The organism is Paenibacillus shirakamiensis (assembly GCF_017874255.1).
In the GTDB taxonomy this organism is placed as follows: Bacteria; Bacillota; Bacilli; order Paenibacillales; family Paenibacillaceae; genus Fontibacillus; species Fontibacillus shirakamiensis.
The window spans coordinates 1,314,699-1,332,021 of record NZ_JAGGLD010000001.1; the positions used below are offsets into that span (position 1 = coordinate 1,314,699).

14 protein-coding genes are annotated in these 17,323 nt (G+C 41.4%); all 14 read right to left on the minus strand.

Translation table 11 applies throughout. The features are described 5' to 3' along the window. Positions 1–12: 12 nt before the first annotated feature. The 14 genes from J2Z69_RS05910 to J2Z69_RS05975 all read right to left on the minus strand — a co-directional run bounded on the left by J2Z69_RS05910 (position 13) and on the right by J2Z69_RS05975 (position 17,200). Positions 13–969 (minus strand): glycosyl hydrolase family 18 protein, encoded by a 957-nt coding sequence (locus J2Z69_RS05910; RefSeq protein WP_209860013.1) that lies wholly within the window; start codon positions 967–969, stop codon positions 13–15. Positions 970–1,072: 103 nt separating this feature from the next. Next, positions 1,073–2,377, minus strand: coding sequence for a 6-phospho-beta-glucosidase (locus J2Z69_RS05915; protein WP_209860015.1), 1,305 nt, complete (start codon positions 2,375–2,377; stop codon positions 1,073–1,075). Further along, positions 2,374–3,348: an N-acetylglucosamine kinase gene (locus tag J2Z69_RS05920; protein ID WP_209860016.1), complete on the minus strand. Its 975-nt coding sequence runs from the start codon at positions 3,346–3,348 to the stop codon at positions 2,374–2,376. The genes J2Z69_RS05915 and J2Z69_RS05920 overlap by 4 nt, the downstream gene beginning before the upstream one ends. A gap of 7 nt (positions 3,349–3,355) precedes the next feature. After that, on the minus strand, positions 3,356–4,375 hold the full coding sequence (locus tag J2Z69_RS05925; RefSeq protein WP_209860018.1) for a LacI family DNA-binding transcriptional regulator: 1,020 nt from the start codon (positions 4,373–4,375) through the stop codon (positions 3,356–3,358). 654 nt (positions 4,376–5,029) lie between these two features. After that, positions 5,030–6,289 carry a glycoside hydrolase family 16 protein gene (locus J2Z69_RS05930; protein WP_209860020.1) on the minus strand — a complete coding sequence of 420 codons (1,260 nt, stop codon included), beginning with the start codon at positions 6,287–6,289 and terminating at the stop codon, positions 5,030–5,032. A 15-nt stretch (positions 6,290–6,304) separates the two neighbouring features. Next, positions 6,305–6,964, minus strand: a complete 660-nt coding sequence (locus J2Z69_RS05935) for a hypothetical protein (protein WP_209860022.1) — start codon at positions 6,962–6,964, stop codon at positions 6,305–6,307. Between the two features lie 333 nt (positions 6,965–7,297). Then, positions 7,298–9,004 carry a sensor histidine kinase gene (locus J2Z69_RS05940; protein WP_209860024.1) on the minus strand — a complete coding sequence of 569 codons (1,707 nt, stop codon included), beginning with the start codon at positions 9,002–9,004 and terminating at the stop codon, positions 7,298–7,300. Beyond that, on the minus strand, positions 9,001–9,765 hold the full coding sequence (locus tag J2Z69_RS05945) for a response regulator transcription factor (RefSeq protein ID WP_209860026.1): 765 nt from the start codon (positions 9,763–9,765) through the stop codon (positions 9,001–9,003). Before J2Z69_RS05945 ends, J2Z69_RS05940 begins: the two co-directional genes overlap by 4 nt. Positions 9,766–9,879: 114 nt before the next feature. Continuing rightward, positions 9,880–11,967, minus strand: coding sequence for an alpha-N-acetylglucosaminidase (locus tag J2Z69_RS05950; RefSeq protein WP_209860028.1), 2,088 nt, complete (start codon positions 11,965–11,967; stop codon positions 9,880–9,882). Positions 11,968–12,013: 46 nt separating this feature from the next. Beyond that, the gene (locus tag J2Z69_RS05955; protein ID WP_209860030.1) at positions 12,014–12,847 is read right to left on the minus strand and encodes a carbohydrate ABC transporter permease; all 834 of its coding nucleotides are present in this window, start codon (positions 12,845–12,847) and stop codon (positions 12,014–12,016) included. Further along, a complete protein-coding gene (locus tag J2Z69_RS05960; protein ID WP_209860032.1) occupies positions 12,844–13,731 on the minus strand; it encodes a carbohydrate ABC transporter permease in 888 nt (295 codons plus the stop codon). The genes J2Z69_RS05955 and J2Z69_RS05960 overlap by 4 nt, the downstream gene beginning before the upstream one ends. A gap of 87 nt (positions 13,732–13,818) precedes the next feature. Continuing rightward, positions 13,819–15,096 (minus strand): ABC transporter substrate-binding protein, encoded by a 1,278-nt coding sequence (locus J2Z69_RS05965; RefSeq protein WP_209860033.1) that lies wholly within the window; start codon positions 15,094–15,096, stop codon positions 13,819–13,821. Between the two features lie 192 nt (positions 15,097–15,288). Further along, complete coding sequence (locus J2Z69_RS05970; protein WP_209860034.1) at positions 15,289–16,890, minus strand: phospholipase D-like domain-containing protein; 1,602 nt, start codon at positions 16,888–16,890, stop codon at positions 15,289–15,291. Next, the gene (locus J2Z69_RS05975; RefSeq protein WP_209860035.1) at positions 16,865–17,200 is read right to left on the minus strand and encodes an ArsR/SmtB family transcription factor; all 336 of its coding nucleotides are present in this window, start codon (positions 17,198–17,200) and stop codon (positions 16,865–16,867) included. Before J2Z69_RS05975 ends, J2Z69_RS05970 begins: the two co-directional genes overlap by 26 nt. Between the last annotated feature and the right edge of the window lie 123 nt (positions 17,201–17,323).

Here is a 17,323-nt window from a genome sequence, read left to right on the forward strand (position 1 = left end):
ACACTCATGGCCTTATTTCAATCCTGCGGCCATCGCTTTGAAAAACTCTTGATCCTCGGTGCCCATGGACCAAATCGATACACCTGCTATATGATATGTTAGGGTATCATGCGTTTTTTCTTGAATACTTGCCGCATTCTCATACCATACGACGTGGTCAGAACCTTCTGGATCTTGATAGTCAAAATGCATAGAGAAAGAAACCTTATCCCACAAGGGCACCGCATGTGTAGCTTTTACTAGAGTAGGAATATCTTTAAGACCAACAGTAGTTCCACTATGCTTTGACACATTCCAATCGTACCCGTAAGAGGCAATGCCCATAATGACTTTGCTAGCAGGAATCGCAGATACAGCATATTGAAGAGCCTCGCCTACCCAATCTTTACCGGCAACTGGGCCTGGCTCTCCCCACGGACCATGCTGATCATAGGTCATGACTTGAATATAATCTGCACATTTGCCCAAGGCCTTGAAATCAAAAGCTCCATCCCAATCATTACTTGGGTCATCCGTGAATTTGGCAGGAACTGATATCATTGTAAGATAGCCTCTCGCCTTCATAGCTGTGGCAACATCGGCTGTAAAGCTACTAAATGCCTTACGATCTCTAGCAGCTACGCTCTCGAAATCGATATTAATCCCCTTAAAACCATTACTTTTAACAACCTGTAAGAGGTTAGCTATCGTGGCTTTCTTTACTTTGGGAACACTTATGATTTGGTGAGCTAACTCAGGACTAAAGTCATGTCCCTGCCAATTCGAGACGGCTGCATACGTTTGAATTTTCTTTTTATTTGCAAAAGCAACCGCCGCTGACGGCGCAGTACCCATTACTTCCCCCTCGGCATCCAATGTATAAGAATCTGTTGAAATTTGACTTAGATACGAATAATTATGGGTAAGCGAAGGGTAGGCTATTTCATCTTGCGTATAATAATCTAGCACGATTTTCGAATTTTTCTGCACAGAGACGTCGCTCCAATCACGTGTGAGAAAAATACTCCCTACCAAAACACAGCTTACAACTAGATATAAAGATTTCATCTTGTATGAGGTCAAACCTTTCAACTTATGACTTGAAAAACTGAGGTAGATAAAGCTGATGCTGTTGCATCATTTCATTTAACATGTGTTCCGCTTCGTTCACAGAAGGAACCAATGGATGAATGGCCAACGCTTGCAGTGCTAGTCCGCGATCTCCAGTAACTGCAGCTTCAATAGCTATTTGTTCATAGGATTTCACGGCTAGAATTAGTCCTTTTGCAGCAGTCGGGATATGAGATACTGGGAGAGGTATCGGTCCATGACTCGTCACCACACAATTCACTTCAATACATGCATCCGCGGGCAAGAAATCTAATATTCCTTGATTCTGTACATTTAGTGTCTGGATATCGCGAGTATCATTGTAGATCGACTTCATCAAATGCACCGCTGCCTCTGAATAGTAAGCCCCACCGCGCTGCTCCAGCTGTTTCGGTTTTTCGGACAAATTAGGATCTTGATACAATTCAAATAATTCATCTTCCAGTCGTTTTACCACTTCAGCCCGTGTTCCTTCTTGATCAAGCAAGAGAAGCTGCTCTTCTAACAACTCTTTAGTTAAATAGAAATATTTCAAGTAGTACGATGGAATAGCACCAAGGGAGCGAACGAATTCTGCATTCCACTCAAATTGCGGAACATTCTTTGCGGAATAGCCATCGCGATTGTTCAGCAGTTCTTCTAATTTATCTACGCCATGTACCTTGACCTGTGTAATCCAGTGCAAATGATTAAGTCCCACAAATTCGCAATATATATCTCTAGCAGGTATTTGATACAATCCAGACAACCATTTATAAGCAGCAATGGGAGAGTTGCAAAGGCCTACAGATTTAACCTTCGTATGCTTCAAAATAGCTTCTGTAACCATACCGGCAGGGTTCGTAAAGTTGAACAGCCATGCATCTGGGCACAACTCCTCGATGTCTTTACAAATGTCCAGCAGCACGGGAATGGTTCGGAACGCCTTCATCATGCCGCCTGGCCCTGTGGTTTCTTGACCGATAACACCATACTTAAGTGGAATTTTCTCGTCATAAATTCGGGCTTTAAGCAGCCCCACTCTTAACTGAGTAGTAACAAAATCTGCTTCAACTAGGGCTTCTCGCCGATCTAAAGTTAACTGAACCTGTATAGGTAAGCCCGACTTCTCCACCATGCGCTTTGCAAGATTTCCTACAATATTCAACTTTTTTTGACCTTCTAGGATGTCAACTAATACGACTTCGCGAACGGGAAAGCTCTCATAGTTCTGAATAAATCCTTCAATGATTTCCGGAGTATATGAGGAACCTCCCCCAATAACGACCACCTTCAAGTGTTTACTCATCTGCTTCTCATCCCTTCTAGTGTCAATTGCGCTTCAAGCTGTTGATATATATCATCTGTAATAGGTAGTCCGTGCTTTTCCATGGCTAACAATACAGCCCCAGCCACTGGCTCGACGGTTAAAATATGTAGCGAGCAACTTGTCGGAATAAGTTCTTGAATATACGGGGTTATATATTGGCCAGCATTTCGGGTCAGCACGCTTCCTACTAATACCACCTCTAAAGGAATACTCTGCATCTGAAGTCTGTCTATAACCGTTCTCGCTGCTATGCCGAGTTCTTTCCCTTGCCGCTGGAGAATCCCTAGCGCAGCATCATCTCCTTGGTCCGCAGCTATGAATAAAAGCTTGGTTAGATCCTTAGGTACAGGGCGAAGATCATTAAGATAATCATGAAATAACGCCTGAACGGATGGATAATTCAGCATCTGTAGTACAAGCTCCGTCAACAATGTAGGCTTCTCTCGTCCCTCCCACGCACGAATGACCGTTCTGAATACCTCAATCGCAAGCTCTTTGCCGCCACCAAAATCACCGTATTCATAGCCAAATCCCCCACATTGTAGTTCGTGTCCATTGGGATCAATTCCTAAACAATTGGTACCGGTTCCACATATCAATACCACTCCATACGGTTGCCGTGTACCTGCTCGAAGTCCAATCACCGTGTCGCAGACAATATCATACTCAGCAAACCCCAGCTGACCGATCATCGGTCTTAATATCACATAATCTTGCTCACGATCTGCCCCAGCTAATCCAAATAGTGCGTAAGAGATATCATTCAAACCTAAATTTGCCATCGCAAATGCCTGCTCTATAGCCGCCTCGATGTTACTACGGGCCATATTAGCTCCTAATTGATGATTGCCACACCCACTGAATCCTCTGCCTACAATCTTGCCTGAGGAATCTGTAATCACTGCGATCGTCTTACTTCCCCCAGCATCCATTCCTAAATAGAAACCCATAACTAGGTCACCTCTTATCGACTACCCCTTTATATTTGGAAGTAGATTCTCTGAATATTAACTCAGGCTTAAGCTGCATCTTGATGTGTTCATTCGGTTTTCCCTGCACCATATCCAGTATCATGTTCACGGCGTGTGCTCCCATTTGTTCTACGGGCTGACGAATGGTGGTCAGCATGGGGTGAACTTCTTTAGCAAAAGTCTGATCATCATAACCGATGACGGAGACATCATGGGGAACGTTATACCCAGCTTCCATCAAAGCCCGAATCACTCCAAGGGCAATGACATCATCGGCAGCAAAAATAGCTGATGGAACTTGCCCTTTGGCAATCCAGTCCTGCATAATTCCATATCCGCAGTGAATACCGAATGTTCCTTCAGCAATCAGAGAAGGAGAAAGTCCTGCTTCTGTCATGGCAGCAATGAAACCCTCTTTGCGCTGCCGGGCACTAAGGAACCAATCTTGGCCGCTGATATGAGCAATTCTTGTATGTCCAAGTCCAATCAAGTGCTGAGTAGCTTCATAGCCGCCTAGATAATTATCTACATTCACCGTAGTAACTTCTGGATAATCACCATGACTATCAATCATGACAAAAGGAATATGCTTGCGTTCTAATTCTGCAACATAAGCATCTTCTTCTAATGCGGATAAGACGATAATTCCATCCACGCGATCTTCCTGAAACAGAAAATTACAAGGCTCAAGCGAATCTTCACTTCGTTTGGTCTCAATGGAAATCGCTAAAAAATACCCTTTAGCTTTTAAATGTTCGAACACAGATTTCACAACGCCATCAAATACAGAATCATTCAGCGCAGTTAAGGTTAATCCGATCACACCTGTCTTTCCACGGACTAAGGTACGTGCTGCGGAATTTGGACTATAGTTAAGTTCTTTAATAGCTTCAAGTACTTTTTTTCGATTGTTCTCTCTTACAGTTGGCGCATTATTAAGCACACGAGATACGGTTACTATGGACAACCCTGACTTTTTGGCAACATCAAATATATTGACTCTCATCTTAGAACTCCCCATTTATTCATTTTTCTTAGTATATCATGACGAATTATAGCCATTGCTCAGGTAGTATGCCATAACCTCTCTCGGCTGCTTCAATCGGAATGTAGAATGCATACTTCGGATGAAAGTTCATTTTTTGAAATAGGATATTCTTATTTTTTCTTTGACCCTATTCCGATAACTCTCATTCAGCTTCATTCAACAAAAGTTTAAACCTTTTAACTTATATTCGAAAAAAATGGAATTAAAGTTTAAACCTTTTAACTTTTAAGTTTTAAAAGTTTACTCCTTTCCTTTTTTCTTTAACTTTCTTCTAAAAGTTGTCTTTTTCTCTTGAAATGATCTTAAGCGCTTAGAAGGAACGTGTCAATAACCCTAATCAGCTATTTTTTTGAGAGTAAATTATGCACATCACAATAAAATTATAAATATTTTTAAATATTACATTATTAACCAAATGACGCACCGTGTATAGAAGAAAGTTTGGTATGTATATGTAAAACAATTTAAAGGTATACAACAAGATTAGTTTAAATATGGCTATGCTAATCTATGAGTCCAGTCTCTTTAAGATAACTCCTTTATCTAAAACAAAAAGAAGCATCGTGATAAATTTAAAAGCAAGCCTTAAGGCTTGCTTTTAAATATCAGAAGTTAGTTCGCTACCGGTTCAAATGTCCATTGGCTTGTCCAGTATGTCTCTGGAACTGCTCCATATTGTACGGCGCCTGTTAGCCCTTCCGTATGCATGTATTGGCCCGTGTCCCGATTGAGCAGTCTAGTATAACCAGACACGCTTACTTCTTTCCACTGACTCCGCCACGTGGTAACCGCCACATTTCCGTATTGAACGTTACCTGTAAGATCTTCTGTATGCATATATTCACCTGTTAGACGGTTTTTGTAGCGAATATAGCCATCTGTATTTTCTTTAGACCACTGTGAGCTGTAATCTGTAGCAGCAGGGGTGCCATACTGTACTTTCCCCGTCTTATCTTTGATGTTCATGTATTGTCCGGTCTGATGATTTTTAATTCGATAATAGGAAGTTGGATATCCTCCGTCCTTTTTCCATACGCGAACATAGTCTACATTCCAAGTCTTCGGCCATACATTGTTATGTTCGCCTGATCCAGCGTCTGTATAAATACCTAGAATCATACCCATTTTCATTTGAGGTGCTTGATTAATCGTCTTATAAAGCTGATTGTCATAATAGAACTTTAACTCGGTCGGCGTCCACTCCATACCATAGATATGATATTCTGCAGAAGGTGTTCCACTCGGTACTAAGTCTTCCGAGCCCTCCCAAGAGCTTAAGAAATTAGGATCTCCCCAGCCGTAGGCCGCAATTCTCCACGTTTGCGGTTTGCTAAAGAACGTTTCGATAATATCAATTTCGGAGTTGCGAGAGTCGCTACTTGTATCTTCGGTGCCTACCATCCACCAAGCTTGATGACCTCCTCCTCCCGCATTGGATTCCTTAGCGCGAATCTCGAAATAGCCATATTTCGTACTGTAACCATTGAAATCAGCTTCATGATGATCGTTCGGCATAGAATAATTGAAGCGGTGCCACCAATCTTTTTCGTAAGTCTGTATACTTGAAATCTTCACGGTACTATCATACTGAGGGTTCCAACTCGGCGTATCCGCATCCAGACGTTCCGTTAATACACCTCCCGAAATTGTATATCTAGCTTTGGCATTTTCCCGATTACTAGCCCAGTGAGGGAGATAATAATCAAGCCATTTGCTACTGCTAAGCGATGTTCCGTTGAATTCATCTTGAAAATCTAAAGTATAGCCGGATTTGGTAACGGGATTTGCTGGAACATCTGCTGCGAAAACATTTTGAACATGACTAAAGAGCATAAGGAAGATTATAAAACTCCATATAAATCTATTTTTCATCACATAACCTCTTTTCTATTTCGTGGGAAGATTTGAATTCGGTGCAGATGGTTTTAGAACGAAGGGTCCTTTTTCGATCTTAGTTATTTTCCACGTGCCCCCTTCTTTTTGTAAATCAACGATTCGGGGTTGTGAATAGGTTTGCCCTTTGATTAACTTGTTCTTAGTCAGATAATCCTGGGAACACTGTTTGATAACGATTTGGCTCTCTGTCTTGACTCTTACGGTCTTAAGATCCTTGTAGAATGCCATCTCATACCAGCTCAATTGATTCAGTTGAAGGATAATTTGATGGTTCATATACATCTGTTGAAGTGCAGTGAGGTAACCTTGTTGTTGCAGCACTTGTACAAAAGGCTTCGCATAATATTGAAGTTCACGAGTTGCTTGCAATGAACGATAATCTAAATTATCTACAATCTTGGAGTGTTCTGTGATTACTTTGTTTACAGCAACGACATTGGGATCCTGACTATCTAGGCTTTTTATCTTGTTACCGCTTTCATCAATAACGAACCATAAAGATTGTCCATCTCGTTCCTGTTGTTCTTTGGAATTCATAGAAGTATTTTTCACGAGAGGCGTCGATGCTTCAACCGTATCGTTTGTGTTACACCCTGAGAGGAGTGTGCACGATAAGAGTACAACGATAATTAAGTAATTCCTCAGCTTCATGAAGTACCTCCTTTAGATGCGCTTTGTTACTTACCGGCCGGTGAACTCAGTATATCGGGTCTCTCGGCTTTTGAGTTATCTGATATTTTTACGAAATATAAGGTAATTTAATGTTTTTAACGTTTTTATTTGTTTTGATATTCTCTTATTTTTTACATATAGCAAAATATTGAGAGAATAGTAAAATGTAGTTTGGCGAAAGGAAAGTATGCGAGATAGATAAGGTTTTCTATTGTGAATTTTTCATATACTGTATTTAAAATGTGTATTATTTTTCATCGTTAGTGCAAAAAGAAAACCACTTTGAAGTGGTTTTCCAGTTATCTGATGAAGTTAATGACGTAAAGGTAACTTAATTCTAACCTCTGTACCCTCACCAAGCACACTATGAATGGAAATCCCATAAGCTTCGCCGTAATGCAACTGAATTCGGTCGTGAACGTTGCGGATGCCGTATCCACCTACTTCTGTATTCATCCATCCACCTACTTGCTCCTCGTTCATCCCTTTACCATTATCTTGTACAATAATGAAAATATGCTCTGCGTCAATATCGCACTCTACACGAATTACAAGACAGCCCTTGCCTTCTTCACGCTCATCTATTCCATGTACAATGGCATTCTCTACGATTGGTTGCAGTATAAAATGAATAATCTCATACAAGTAGGCCTCTTCAGGAATGTCATAGACCACCTCGAACTCTTCCTCATGCATGAGTAACTGTATATCTAAATAAGCCTTAATATTTTGAATCTCATCCTGAATCCGAGTGAACTGCTTCCCTTTGTTCAAGCTGGTTCGGTAGAACCGGGACAGACTATTAGCTACTCTACTTATATCCTTTGCATCGACTTGAATGGCTCTCCAGTTAATGATGGATAAAGTGTTATACAAAAAATGAGGATTAATTTGAGCTTGCAGGGCCTTCAATTCTGCCTCTTTCTCCAGCAGTCTAGCTTGATATACTTCTTCAATTAATTCTCTAATTTTCTTGACCATGTGCGCAAAACTGCGGGTTAATCCACCAATTTCATCTTTCGCATCCGACTGAATGGGAATATCAAAGTGGCCCGTCTCCACAAGCTGAATCTTCTGACGGAGCTTAAGTATAGGCCTTACTAGGGTGCGTGAGAACAACCAGATCATACACATGAGAATCACCAAACATAGAACTATAACGGTACCCGTTGCCGTCAGTATACTATTCGTGTTCACGGTTAACCCTTCTGTCGGAACATAATAATAGAATGTCCAACCAGAATGAGGAAGTACACTTTTAGTAAGCAAATAGTCTTGCCCATTCATGCTGAAATTCCTCTTAGACTCCCCGATTAGCTTACGAACATCAGTCTGCGTAAGATGATTCGCCTCTTGGCCTGTATATACAATTCCTCCGTCTGGCTTAGTGATTAGAATGCCATATTGACCTTGATACACCTGTTCCAAACTCTTGAATAAAAGATCTTCATCCAGACGTACATAAAGTTCACCTGCAAAAGTCGCATTATCGCTTTTTTGTATATTATGTACAGCGAACAAGACATCCTTTTCTATATGCCACTGGGTATTTCTACTTTTTCTAGCCTCTTCATACCAAGACTTCCCCTGAACCTGCAGGCTAGGATAGACAAAATTACCGATCTGTTTGCCAGTATAATCGGAATAAAAAATAACTTCGCGAATCTCTTGATTAATACTCATGTAATACCAGAGCGTTGGTTCAATATTGTCATTGAGCTCTTTGGTATATGATAGCAAATCTGGCAATTCACTGGCAGTTACTTTTTTTACAATCGGATTATAGGCCATGAAATCCATAAAGTCCCCGATTTTCTCCATGCGTTGATCCAAATTCAGTGCAGTCTGGGATACCGTATTGTTCATACTTTCGAGCATTTGTTTTTTCAAGTATCCCTTTGCACTTATGTAAGAATACAAGCCGAGAGAAAGAATCGGTATAATGATCATCAGAGCGTAACTAAGCATGAGCTTGCGCCGTAACCCACTATCTCGAAAATAAACGAACAGACGGTTCATTTGGGAAGCCCCACCCGTTCACGATACTGGGATGGAGTTAATCCATAGAATGCCTTAAAAGTCATGCCAAAATAAGAGGGATCCGAGAACCCTACCATCCGGTAGACATCCACAATTTTATAGTTGCTATGTTCAAGATATTCTCTAGCCTTCTCCATCCGATACTTATTAATATATTTGACTAGACTTACCCCTGTAGCTTTTTTGAAAATATGACTTAGATAGCTCGGTGTAAGATGAACCTTACCTGCGAGATACTCCAGACCTAGATCATTTGAATATTCTGATTCAATCATCCGCATCACTTCATCAATGGCGCGCCCCTTCGACGCTGGCTCACGTTCAACCCCCGAATCGACTGAAAAATCAGGCTCTTGCGGCTTACTTTGCAGTGTTAACTGGAGCATGGTAGCATTAAGCACTTCTCTGAATTCCTCTTCCTCAATGGGTTTAAGCAAATAATGCGTAACCTGAAGAGAGATCGCTGTTCTTGCATACTCAAATTCCCCGTGACCGCTCAGAATAATGACACGAAGATGCGGCAGTAGTGATCGAGCCTCTTTTGCTAGTTGAAGACCATCCATAAAAGGCATCTTGATATCCGTAATTAATACATCGCAAGGTTCTTCCTTCAACATGTCCAGCGCTTGTCTTCCATTCCTCGCTTCTCTTATATCCAGAGGCAGCTGACAGCGGTGAATCAAAAATTTAATACCTTCCCGCTCAATATGATCATCGTCAGCAATAATAAGTCTGTACATGGTGTAATTCCCCCTTATCTTATTCTACCAAGCTTATCAAAATAAGAATACAAGAAACCGTTCTCAGACTTACATCTGAGAACGGTTTTTACGAATGCGTACATGTCTTCAGCACTATAGATACGTTTGAATTATATTCTCTACGATATCTCTTACTGAACCTTCAGGTTCTGTAGGGAAAGGACAATTATATTCCCGAGTCCAATGCTCTTCCCACGTGTACCAATTCGGTTCTACAAGGGGTTGATTCATCAATAACGATTGTCTAAGTGCATCGATATAGATGCTCCAACGAGGGGCATAGAAGCTGGACAATAATCCTGACCACTCCCGATGGGAATAATCATGAAGCTTGATGGAGGAAGATGCTGGACCCCAAAGTGTAATTAAAGTTCGCGCGTTATATTCAAAGTTTCGCTTCTCTTCTTCCGTTCTTCCTCTGGCTCTGGCCTCTTCCAGCCATGGACCGAGCATGAACTCCTTACGTGTACGAAGCAATTGATCTTGATCTGCTAGCAATTGAAGGAACAGCCTCGACTTACACTCGAAATTAGGCACATCCCTTACTTGATAAGCTTCTACCATTTGCTTGTGCTTCTCTCGGGACAGATCTGCTAGTGTCTGCCGGGTCACATCTACCAAGTCATACAAATACCCCTCAGAAGTTCCACATGCATCAAAAGCCATATAGAGTTGCCGACAAGCTTCACGGACGTTCTCCACATCATAATGAATATACTTCGGACCCCATGTTGATACGTGTTCAATCTCAAGAGCGGGTCGTGCACAAAGTATGGATTCGGCTGCACCTTGCTGTACACCTTCACTACTATATACACTATCCTTCAACAGGGACCATGCATTATGAGCACTTGCTGGAACCTCTCCATATCTGCGGACAATATATCCTTTAAGCCATTCATTGAGCTCAGGTGTCTCTTCACCCCAGACCATATCCGCCAGTAAATCGTACATAATGGGATTAGTCCCGATGCCTTCCATGGCCATGCCAACGCCACGCAAGTCTCCAGCACTTGAATGCTGAATGGCTTCTCGAGGTGCTGTAGCTATCGTATTTAAATTACCATACAGTCCGTTCTTTCCCCCGTAATTCTGAATCATATTCCAAATCCATGGATGACCTTGGAAAGCATCTGTCTCTTTCCATGCAGGTTTGGATTCACACCATAAATCTAGAATTAAAGTACGCTGTGTAGAGATAGCCGCAAGCAATTCCGGCTTCGGATTACCTTCCCAAGCTTGAAGAACCCATATGGCTTGAGAATCATGCTCTAGTAAAGATTGTTCCACTTGCTCAGCATACTGAGCAATGTCTACCCCCTCAGCATGGCCCCCTTCGTGAAACGGATCTATGCTGTAATAATGAACATCTGTACCATATAGCGCATGAAGTTCTTCATAATAAATCGACGCTACGGGCTTATACATGGGATCATCAGGGAGCAATAAAAATGGGCGATCGAACTCACACCATATCCCTTGGTCAACGGGCGCAGCATTGGCGAACTTGGTTGTGAAATTCTGAGGTACCATCCCACTGAACCCTTGAACAACAGCTTCTATGCCTAGTTCTTTCATACGATTGCGGATTTTTCGCGCGAGTTCTGCTTGTTCGCTGTACCACCACTTCGGAAGTGGTCCCCCCCATGAAGTGAGGTTCTGCATCCACTGCCATGCAAAAAAGGCGGGACCACACAAATACTCTGCGATTTCCTGTTCTGAATAATTCAATCTTAATAGCGTTCGTCTCCATACCTCTTCCTGGCCGGTTACGGTCAGCATCAGATTAATACCATTCATTGACATGAAATCTAACTCTTGTTCCCACCGATTCCAATCCCAGAAAGGCATTGAATAGGAATAGGTACAGTAATTCAAATTGTATCGCAGGGAGAATGGAGTTTGTTTGCGTATCGGTTCATCAAGTATTGGCAAAGGTAATGAAAGTGATAATCGATTGCCACACCAAGACCTATGCAGGTGACATTGATGCTTCAAATACCAGTGAAATCCTGAGACTAATGCACTCTTTGAAGATCCTCGAATCAGGACAAGATCCTGTATACTTTTTAATTCAAACCAATCCTCGCCCTTATGATTCTCTATCATCTCAAGCTTAAACTTGGACGACGCTTTGCCTATAACTCGTTCTATTAACGCCTCTATCGCTGGTATGCTCATTTATTCTAGTCCTCCTGATCTGCTTATCTGTTAAGTAGGACTTGAATTAGCCCTTAAGTGCCCCAGCAGCTACGCCTTTAATCATGTATTTCTGCATAAAGAGGTAGAAAATAAGAAGCGGGGATACACCTAACAGAAGCATCGGGAACAAATTGGTCCAGTCTACCGAGAACTGACCGATATTTCGGAATACTTCCAGCAGAATCACATTATGCTCACGAGATTGCAAGAATAATAAGGGATTCATGAAATCATTCCATACATTCAGTGTGGTCACTATCGCTACGGTCGCAATAACTGGGGTTAAGAGGGGAAATGCAATTTTCCAAAATGTACCCCACACCGAACATCCGTCTATAAATGCAGCCTCTTCCAGCTCAAGCGGGACGGCCGAATGAATAAAACTATGGAATAAGAAGATGGCAATGACGCAGCCACTCCCAATATTAACAACAATCACGGACCATAAACTGTCCATAATTCCAAGTCCCATAATCAATTTATAGAGACTTACAAGCCCCATTTGGAACGGAACCATCATGCCTGCTAAGAACAGATAAAAAAGTACTCGGTGGAATCCATGATTCCGACGAGCTAGACCATAGGCCGCCATAGAAGAGAAAATAATGATACATCCTACCGACGTCACCGTGACAATAAGGGTATTCAGTAAAACATGTGGGAACTGCATCACATCCCAGGCTACTTTGTAATTAGCAAAGCTCCAGTTCTCTGGCAAAGACATAGGATGTAAAGTCGCTTCATCCGGTGTTTTAAAGGTGGTGACAAACAAATAAAATACAGGGATAAAGAATATAGCAGCCAATACAATCATCATCAGTTCTACACCGATTTGTCCTGCCCGTCTGCGTTTAATCATTGAATATTCCTCCCCCATTTACCTAATAGTTTCATCATCACTAGAGTGATAATCATGACCACCACAAAGAAGACTACTCCCGACGCGGCTCCTTCATTATAGGCTCCTTCAGTAAACGACGTTTTGATATATGCTGTCATAATCGTTTGGGTTGAATTACCCGGGCCTCCATCGGTTAGAGCCATAATAATGTCAAACACTTTAAGTCCACCAATCATAGCGGTTACAGCAACTACATTGACCGAAGGTTGTAACAAAGGAAGCGTGACTTTCCAAAATTTTTTCCAAGAAGATGCACCATCTATTTCAGCCGCTTCATACAAATCTTTGGAAATCCCTTGTAAATTCGCTAGGAAGATAACCATAGCCCAACCTGTCCATTGCCAGAGCTGTGTAAGAACTACGGAGTATAAAGCGAGATTCGCATCTCCCAAAAAGTTGATTTTATCTAAGCCCAAACCATTCAGGCCTCTATTAATCAGTCCAAAATCAGACGTCGACATCAAATAGTTCCAGAGGAATCCAATAACTAGTGGACTGAATACCGCCGGTAAAAAAAATACGGATCTCAAAATATTTTTGGTCGCTAACTTTCGGTCAAGGAACACCGCAAGGATAATACCGAGCGCCGTCTGAAATACAGTCATCAAGATAGCATAGAGTAACGAGTTCTTAAATCCCGCCATTAGTAAGTCGTTATCAAATACTTTGGTGTAATTCTCAAATCCAATAAAGCTAAGATTCGTCATTTGCGCCACAGAGTAATCTGTAACACTATAATAGAACATCGTTAGAAACGGGTACACGCAAAACAGTACATAAAATATGAGTGCAGGAATAATCAAGATAGAGTATTGAAATTCCCTGCCTAATTTTCTTTGCATTTCTCTCCACTCCTCTGAAGCTAAGCTGCTGTGACTAACCATCCCCTGAAAGCCACAGCTTGACATCTGCCCAGCTTATGATCTGCCTTACTTATGAAGACTTGCTGCTTTTTTATCTGTAGCCTTGAGTGCTTCACTTACATCACTTTGACCGCCAAGTAATTCTTGCAAATGTTTACCATAATCTTCAATGATGGATTGTGCATTGTTGCCCCAGTTATTCCAAGGTGCATACACATTCCCTGCCTTAAAGGTCTCTTTAACGCCTTCATATTCAGCAGGAATTTCGAATTCTACGCCTTTCAGATAACTGCTTCCACCCTTATTATCATTCCAGAATGCTTTTTGTCCTTCTGGTGTAGAGATCAGTTGCAATACTTGCATCACAGCTTCTTTTTGTTTGGACTTACTATTTACGGCAAATCCTACGCCTGGACCCCCAATTAACCATCCTTCTCCTGGAGCAGAGCCATAGAACGGGAACATGTCCATTTTGATGTTAGGATTCTTCGCTTTGATGGTCTCTAGTGCCCAAGGACCCGATTCCCACATCGCAGCTTTGCCTGTCGCGAACTCATCCAAGGCTTGGTCGTAATCTACGCCTAGCATATCTTTGTTGATGTATCCTTTTTGAATCAACTGTGACCATGTATCCAAAGAAGCATTCCAGTTACCATCTAGCATGGTTTGTCCTTGACCAAACTTCACATCAAAGTCTTTGTTTTCTGGCTTAGATAGGAAGTCGTTCATCACAAGACCCATAGAAGATTTCATCATCGGTTCCCAAGATTTAGCCCCAAATGCTTGAGGTTTCACACCATTCTTGGTCAATACTTCATGAATGTTCAGTTCTTCTTCAAACGTTGTAGGGGGTTTCAAATTGTATTTAGAGAATATTTCTTTGTTATAGAAAATGCCTTCAAACCAACTAATGCCTGGAATCGCATACAACTTGCCGTCTGTAGAATATACATTCTTACCTGCATCGCTATATAAGTTAGCCAAGGAAGAAATGTCATCTAAATATCCAAGCTTGGCATATTTAGCACTGGCCGCTGGAGCTACGGCAATAATATCTGGTCCAGACTGGGCTGCTAGCTGGGTAGCAATGATGTTGTCATATTGCTTATTATCAATAAATTGATAATCCAGCTCTACATTAGGCAGTTTTACTTTGATGAGATCCAGCAGTGTTTTCATGCTGTCTTCTTTGTTCCAGTAAGCCATACGAATCTTTACTTTCTGATCCTTATTCGCCGATGAATCACCGTTACTTTTCGTATCTGAATTCCCGCAACCGCTTACAAGAAGCGTAAGTGCAGTAAGCGCGCAGATCGACAGCTTTATCTTGTTTCTTTTTTTCATTTCCTGACTCCTCCAGCTTTATAAATTTCTTGTGAACCTCTTACTGATTTCATTATAGGAGATAAGTACCAAGCCCTAAATCTAAGATTTCTTAGATGAGTACCATAATTTATCGATTATTGTCGATAACAAAAACCTGCTCAAACAAAAAACCACCAGGAGTGGAGCTCCTCGTGGCTAAGATGCTTTTGTTTACGTGAAATAACTAGTTAATCTATTGAAATAAGTACTTATATGCAAGGAAGGATGTTTGAAGAATTCCTTACTGTCCTTGATATGTTCCGAGACACTCAGATCATAATCTATCATTCGTTTTACTTTTTGCGCAAATGCTTTGCCTTTCACTAGAATACCTACTTCGAAGTCATGGCAAGCACTTCGTTCGTTCATATTATAGGATCCATGAAATATACTATCTGCATATTTATCATAATTGATCTTCCAATGAGAGAACCGTTTGGTCTTGCTATAATCATAATAAGCTACACCCTTATGGAAAGGTTCATACATATTACCGCGTACTGCAGATTTATTGGTAGGGTGGTCATTCACGCGTAGCGGATTGCAAATCGTAATGTGCTGAGATTGCACTTCGTCTAAGCTTTTCAATCGATCCCAAAAAGCCTTGTCAATCAAATAGGGATTTACGATGATGACATCACTTGCGGCATAGCTGATAAGCGATAAATAATACTGCTGGATCAAATTAACCGGATTTCCTGGAAAACTCGCAAATACCGTGCATTCTTCTTCCCCAAAGTTCAGATCGACCTGAGGATGATAGAAACTATCTTTCGTATCGAACAGATCCCCGTCCAATACCGACCACTGAACCGAAAAGACTTCATTTAACGATTGTGCCGCTGCCCCTTGGATTCGAAAACATCCATCATGCCATTCTTTTGCACGACTGGGAATTCCGAGCTTCATCCCGTTCTCAGCAGATTCTTCTTCTAATAAAAGGGGCGTATCGAATAAATATTGATCTCCTACATTAATGCTCCCAATAATTGCAGATATCCCGTCGATTACGATGAACTTACGGTGATTAATGACATTAAGTCCGGTGGTGATTTCTTTTTGTATATAATCTTGTACGATTAGATTAGCTTCAGATACGCCCTTGGCCTTAAGTTCTTCTCTTTTTGCGGCCCACTCCTTATTGCTATAACAACTTTCGAAAGTATTCATGATTTGCGCACCTGCTGATTTTAGCGGCTCTGACATGCGTGTAAAATTACCGTTTTTAAGATTTTTACCATACCCAATGGCTGTGACCGTAGTGTTCACCATCAACCGTACCTGTACACCGCGATGAAGTGCATCCAGAAGTGCTTGGGTAATTTGATTGCCTGATCGATCATTGAAAAATAACATCACAGACATATGAATATACCTTTTCGCTTTATGGATTTCATCCAAGATCACATGGAGACAGTCCGGCCCGTTCACATAGGCATCTACGCGGTTATTCTTCGTTGTGAATGGCATTAATACCCTCAGTCCAGTTAAATCTAAGGCTTCAATCTGTACAGCTAACTGTTTCAAGTCATCCCCTTGAATTCCGGGAATATGACATAGCTCATCCACCGAAGTGAATATTCCACCAAGTGCCTGTCTCCATTTTACGGATTCTTGAAAAGGTATACAGCGCTCAGCCAAGGCTAGAGCTTCCTCCGCTCCATCCACTACTTTAGCTATAGGTCCTTTCCATAAGTAATAATTTATGAAATCAAGCAGATCCTTGTTCTCTATCTCGTTCATATTCTCATCTGGCACAGGAATCATGTTCATCGTGAGGCCTTCTTTCACTTACTATTTGTATACACGGAGAAGGCATAACTTTCAAAATTTCAGCTATATATGGCTTGTCCTCTATATGTAGGGAGTAGAGCACCCACTGGCCTCTTTTTTCCTCTTTCACTAATCCTGCATCTTTTAATTTTCTCATATGTTGACTGACATTAGGTTGGCTCGTCTTCAGTAGATCCACGATCTCATATACACATAGCTTTTTAGAACTAAGCAACGCTAATATCGTGAGCCGGGTCTGATCAGCTAGCAATTTTAAAATGGCAGCTACTCGTTCTATCTCAGTGTCCATGTTAACGCTCCTTACGAATACACCTTTATACCAACATATAACCAACTGATTATATGTTAGAAACTATGAATAAATCAAGAGTGGGCAGGACAGTTTAAACAGGAAAAAATTTCATTACAGAAA

Excerpts from the sequence above, each read along its gene's own strand:
- J2Z69_RS05915 (WP_209860015.1), bottom strand. The coding sequence starts at position 2,377 with ATGAGTAAACACTTGAAGGTGGTCGTTATTGGGGGAGGTTCCTCATAT.
- J2Z69_RS05920 (WP_209860016.1), bottom strand. The coding sequence starts at position 3,348 with ATGGGTTTCTATTTAGGAATGGATGCTGGGGGAAGTAAGACGATCGCA.
- J2Z69_RS05925 (WP_209860018.1), bottom strand. The coding sequence starts at position 4,375 with ATGAGAGTCAATATATTTGATGTTGCCAAAAAGTCAGGGTTGTCCATA.
- J2Z69_RS05930 (WP_209860020.1), bottom strand. The coding sequence starts at position 6,289 with ATGAAAAATAGATTTATATGGAGTTTTATAATCTTCCTTATGCTCTTT.
- J2Z69_RS05935 (WP_209860022.1), bottom strand. The coding sequence starts at position 6,964 with ATGAAGCTGAGGAATTACTTAATTATCGTTGTACTCTTATCGTGCACA.
- J2Z69_RS05940 (WP_209860024.1), bottom strand. The coding sequence starts at position 9,004 with ATGAACCGTCTGTTCGTTTATTTTCGAGATAGTGGGTTACGGCGCAAG.
- J2Z69_RS05945 (WP_209860026.1), bottom strand. The coding sequence starts at position 9,765 with ATGTACAGACTTATTATTGCTGACGATGATCATATTGAGCGGGAAGGT.
- J2Z69_RS05950 (WP_209860028.1), bottom strand. The coding sequence starts at position 11,967 with ATGAGCATACCAGCGATAGAGGCGTTAATAGAACGAGTTATAGGCAAA.
- J2Z69_RS05955 (WP_209860030.1), bottom strand. The coding sequence starts at position 12,847 with ATGATTAAACGCAGACGGGCAGGACAAATCGGTGTAGAACTGATGATG.
- J2Z69_RS05960 (WP_209860032.1), bottom strand. The coding sequence starts at position 13,731 with ATGCAAAGAAAATTAGGCAGGGAATTTCAATACTCTATCTTGATTATT.
- J2Z69_RS05965 (WP_209860033.1), bottom strand. The coding sequence starts at position 15,096 with ATGAAAAAAAGAAACAAGATAAAGCTGTCGATCTGCGCGCTTACTGCA.
- J2Z69_RS05970 (WP_209860034.1), bottom strand. The coding sequence starts at position 16,890 with ATGAACATGATTCCTGTGCCAGATGAGAATATGAACGAGATAGAGAAC.
- J2Z69_RS05975 (WP_209860035.1), bottom strand. The coding sequence starts at position 17,200 with ATGGACACTGAGATAGAACGAGTAGCTGCCATTTTAAAATTGCTAGCT.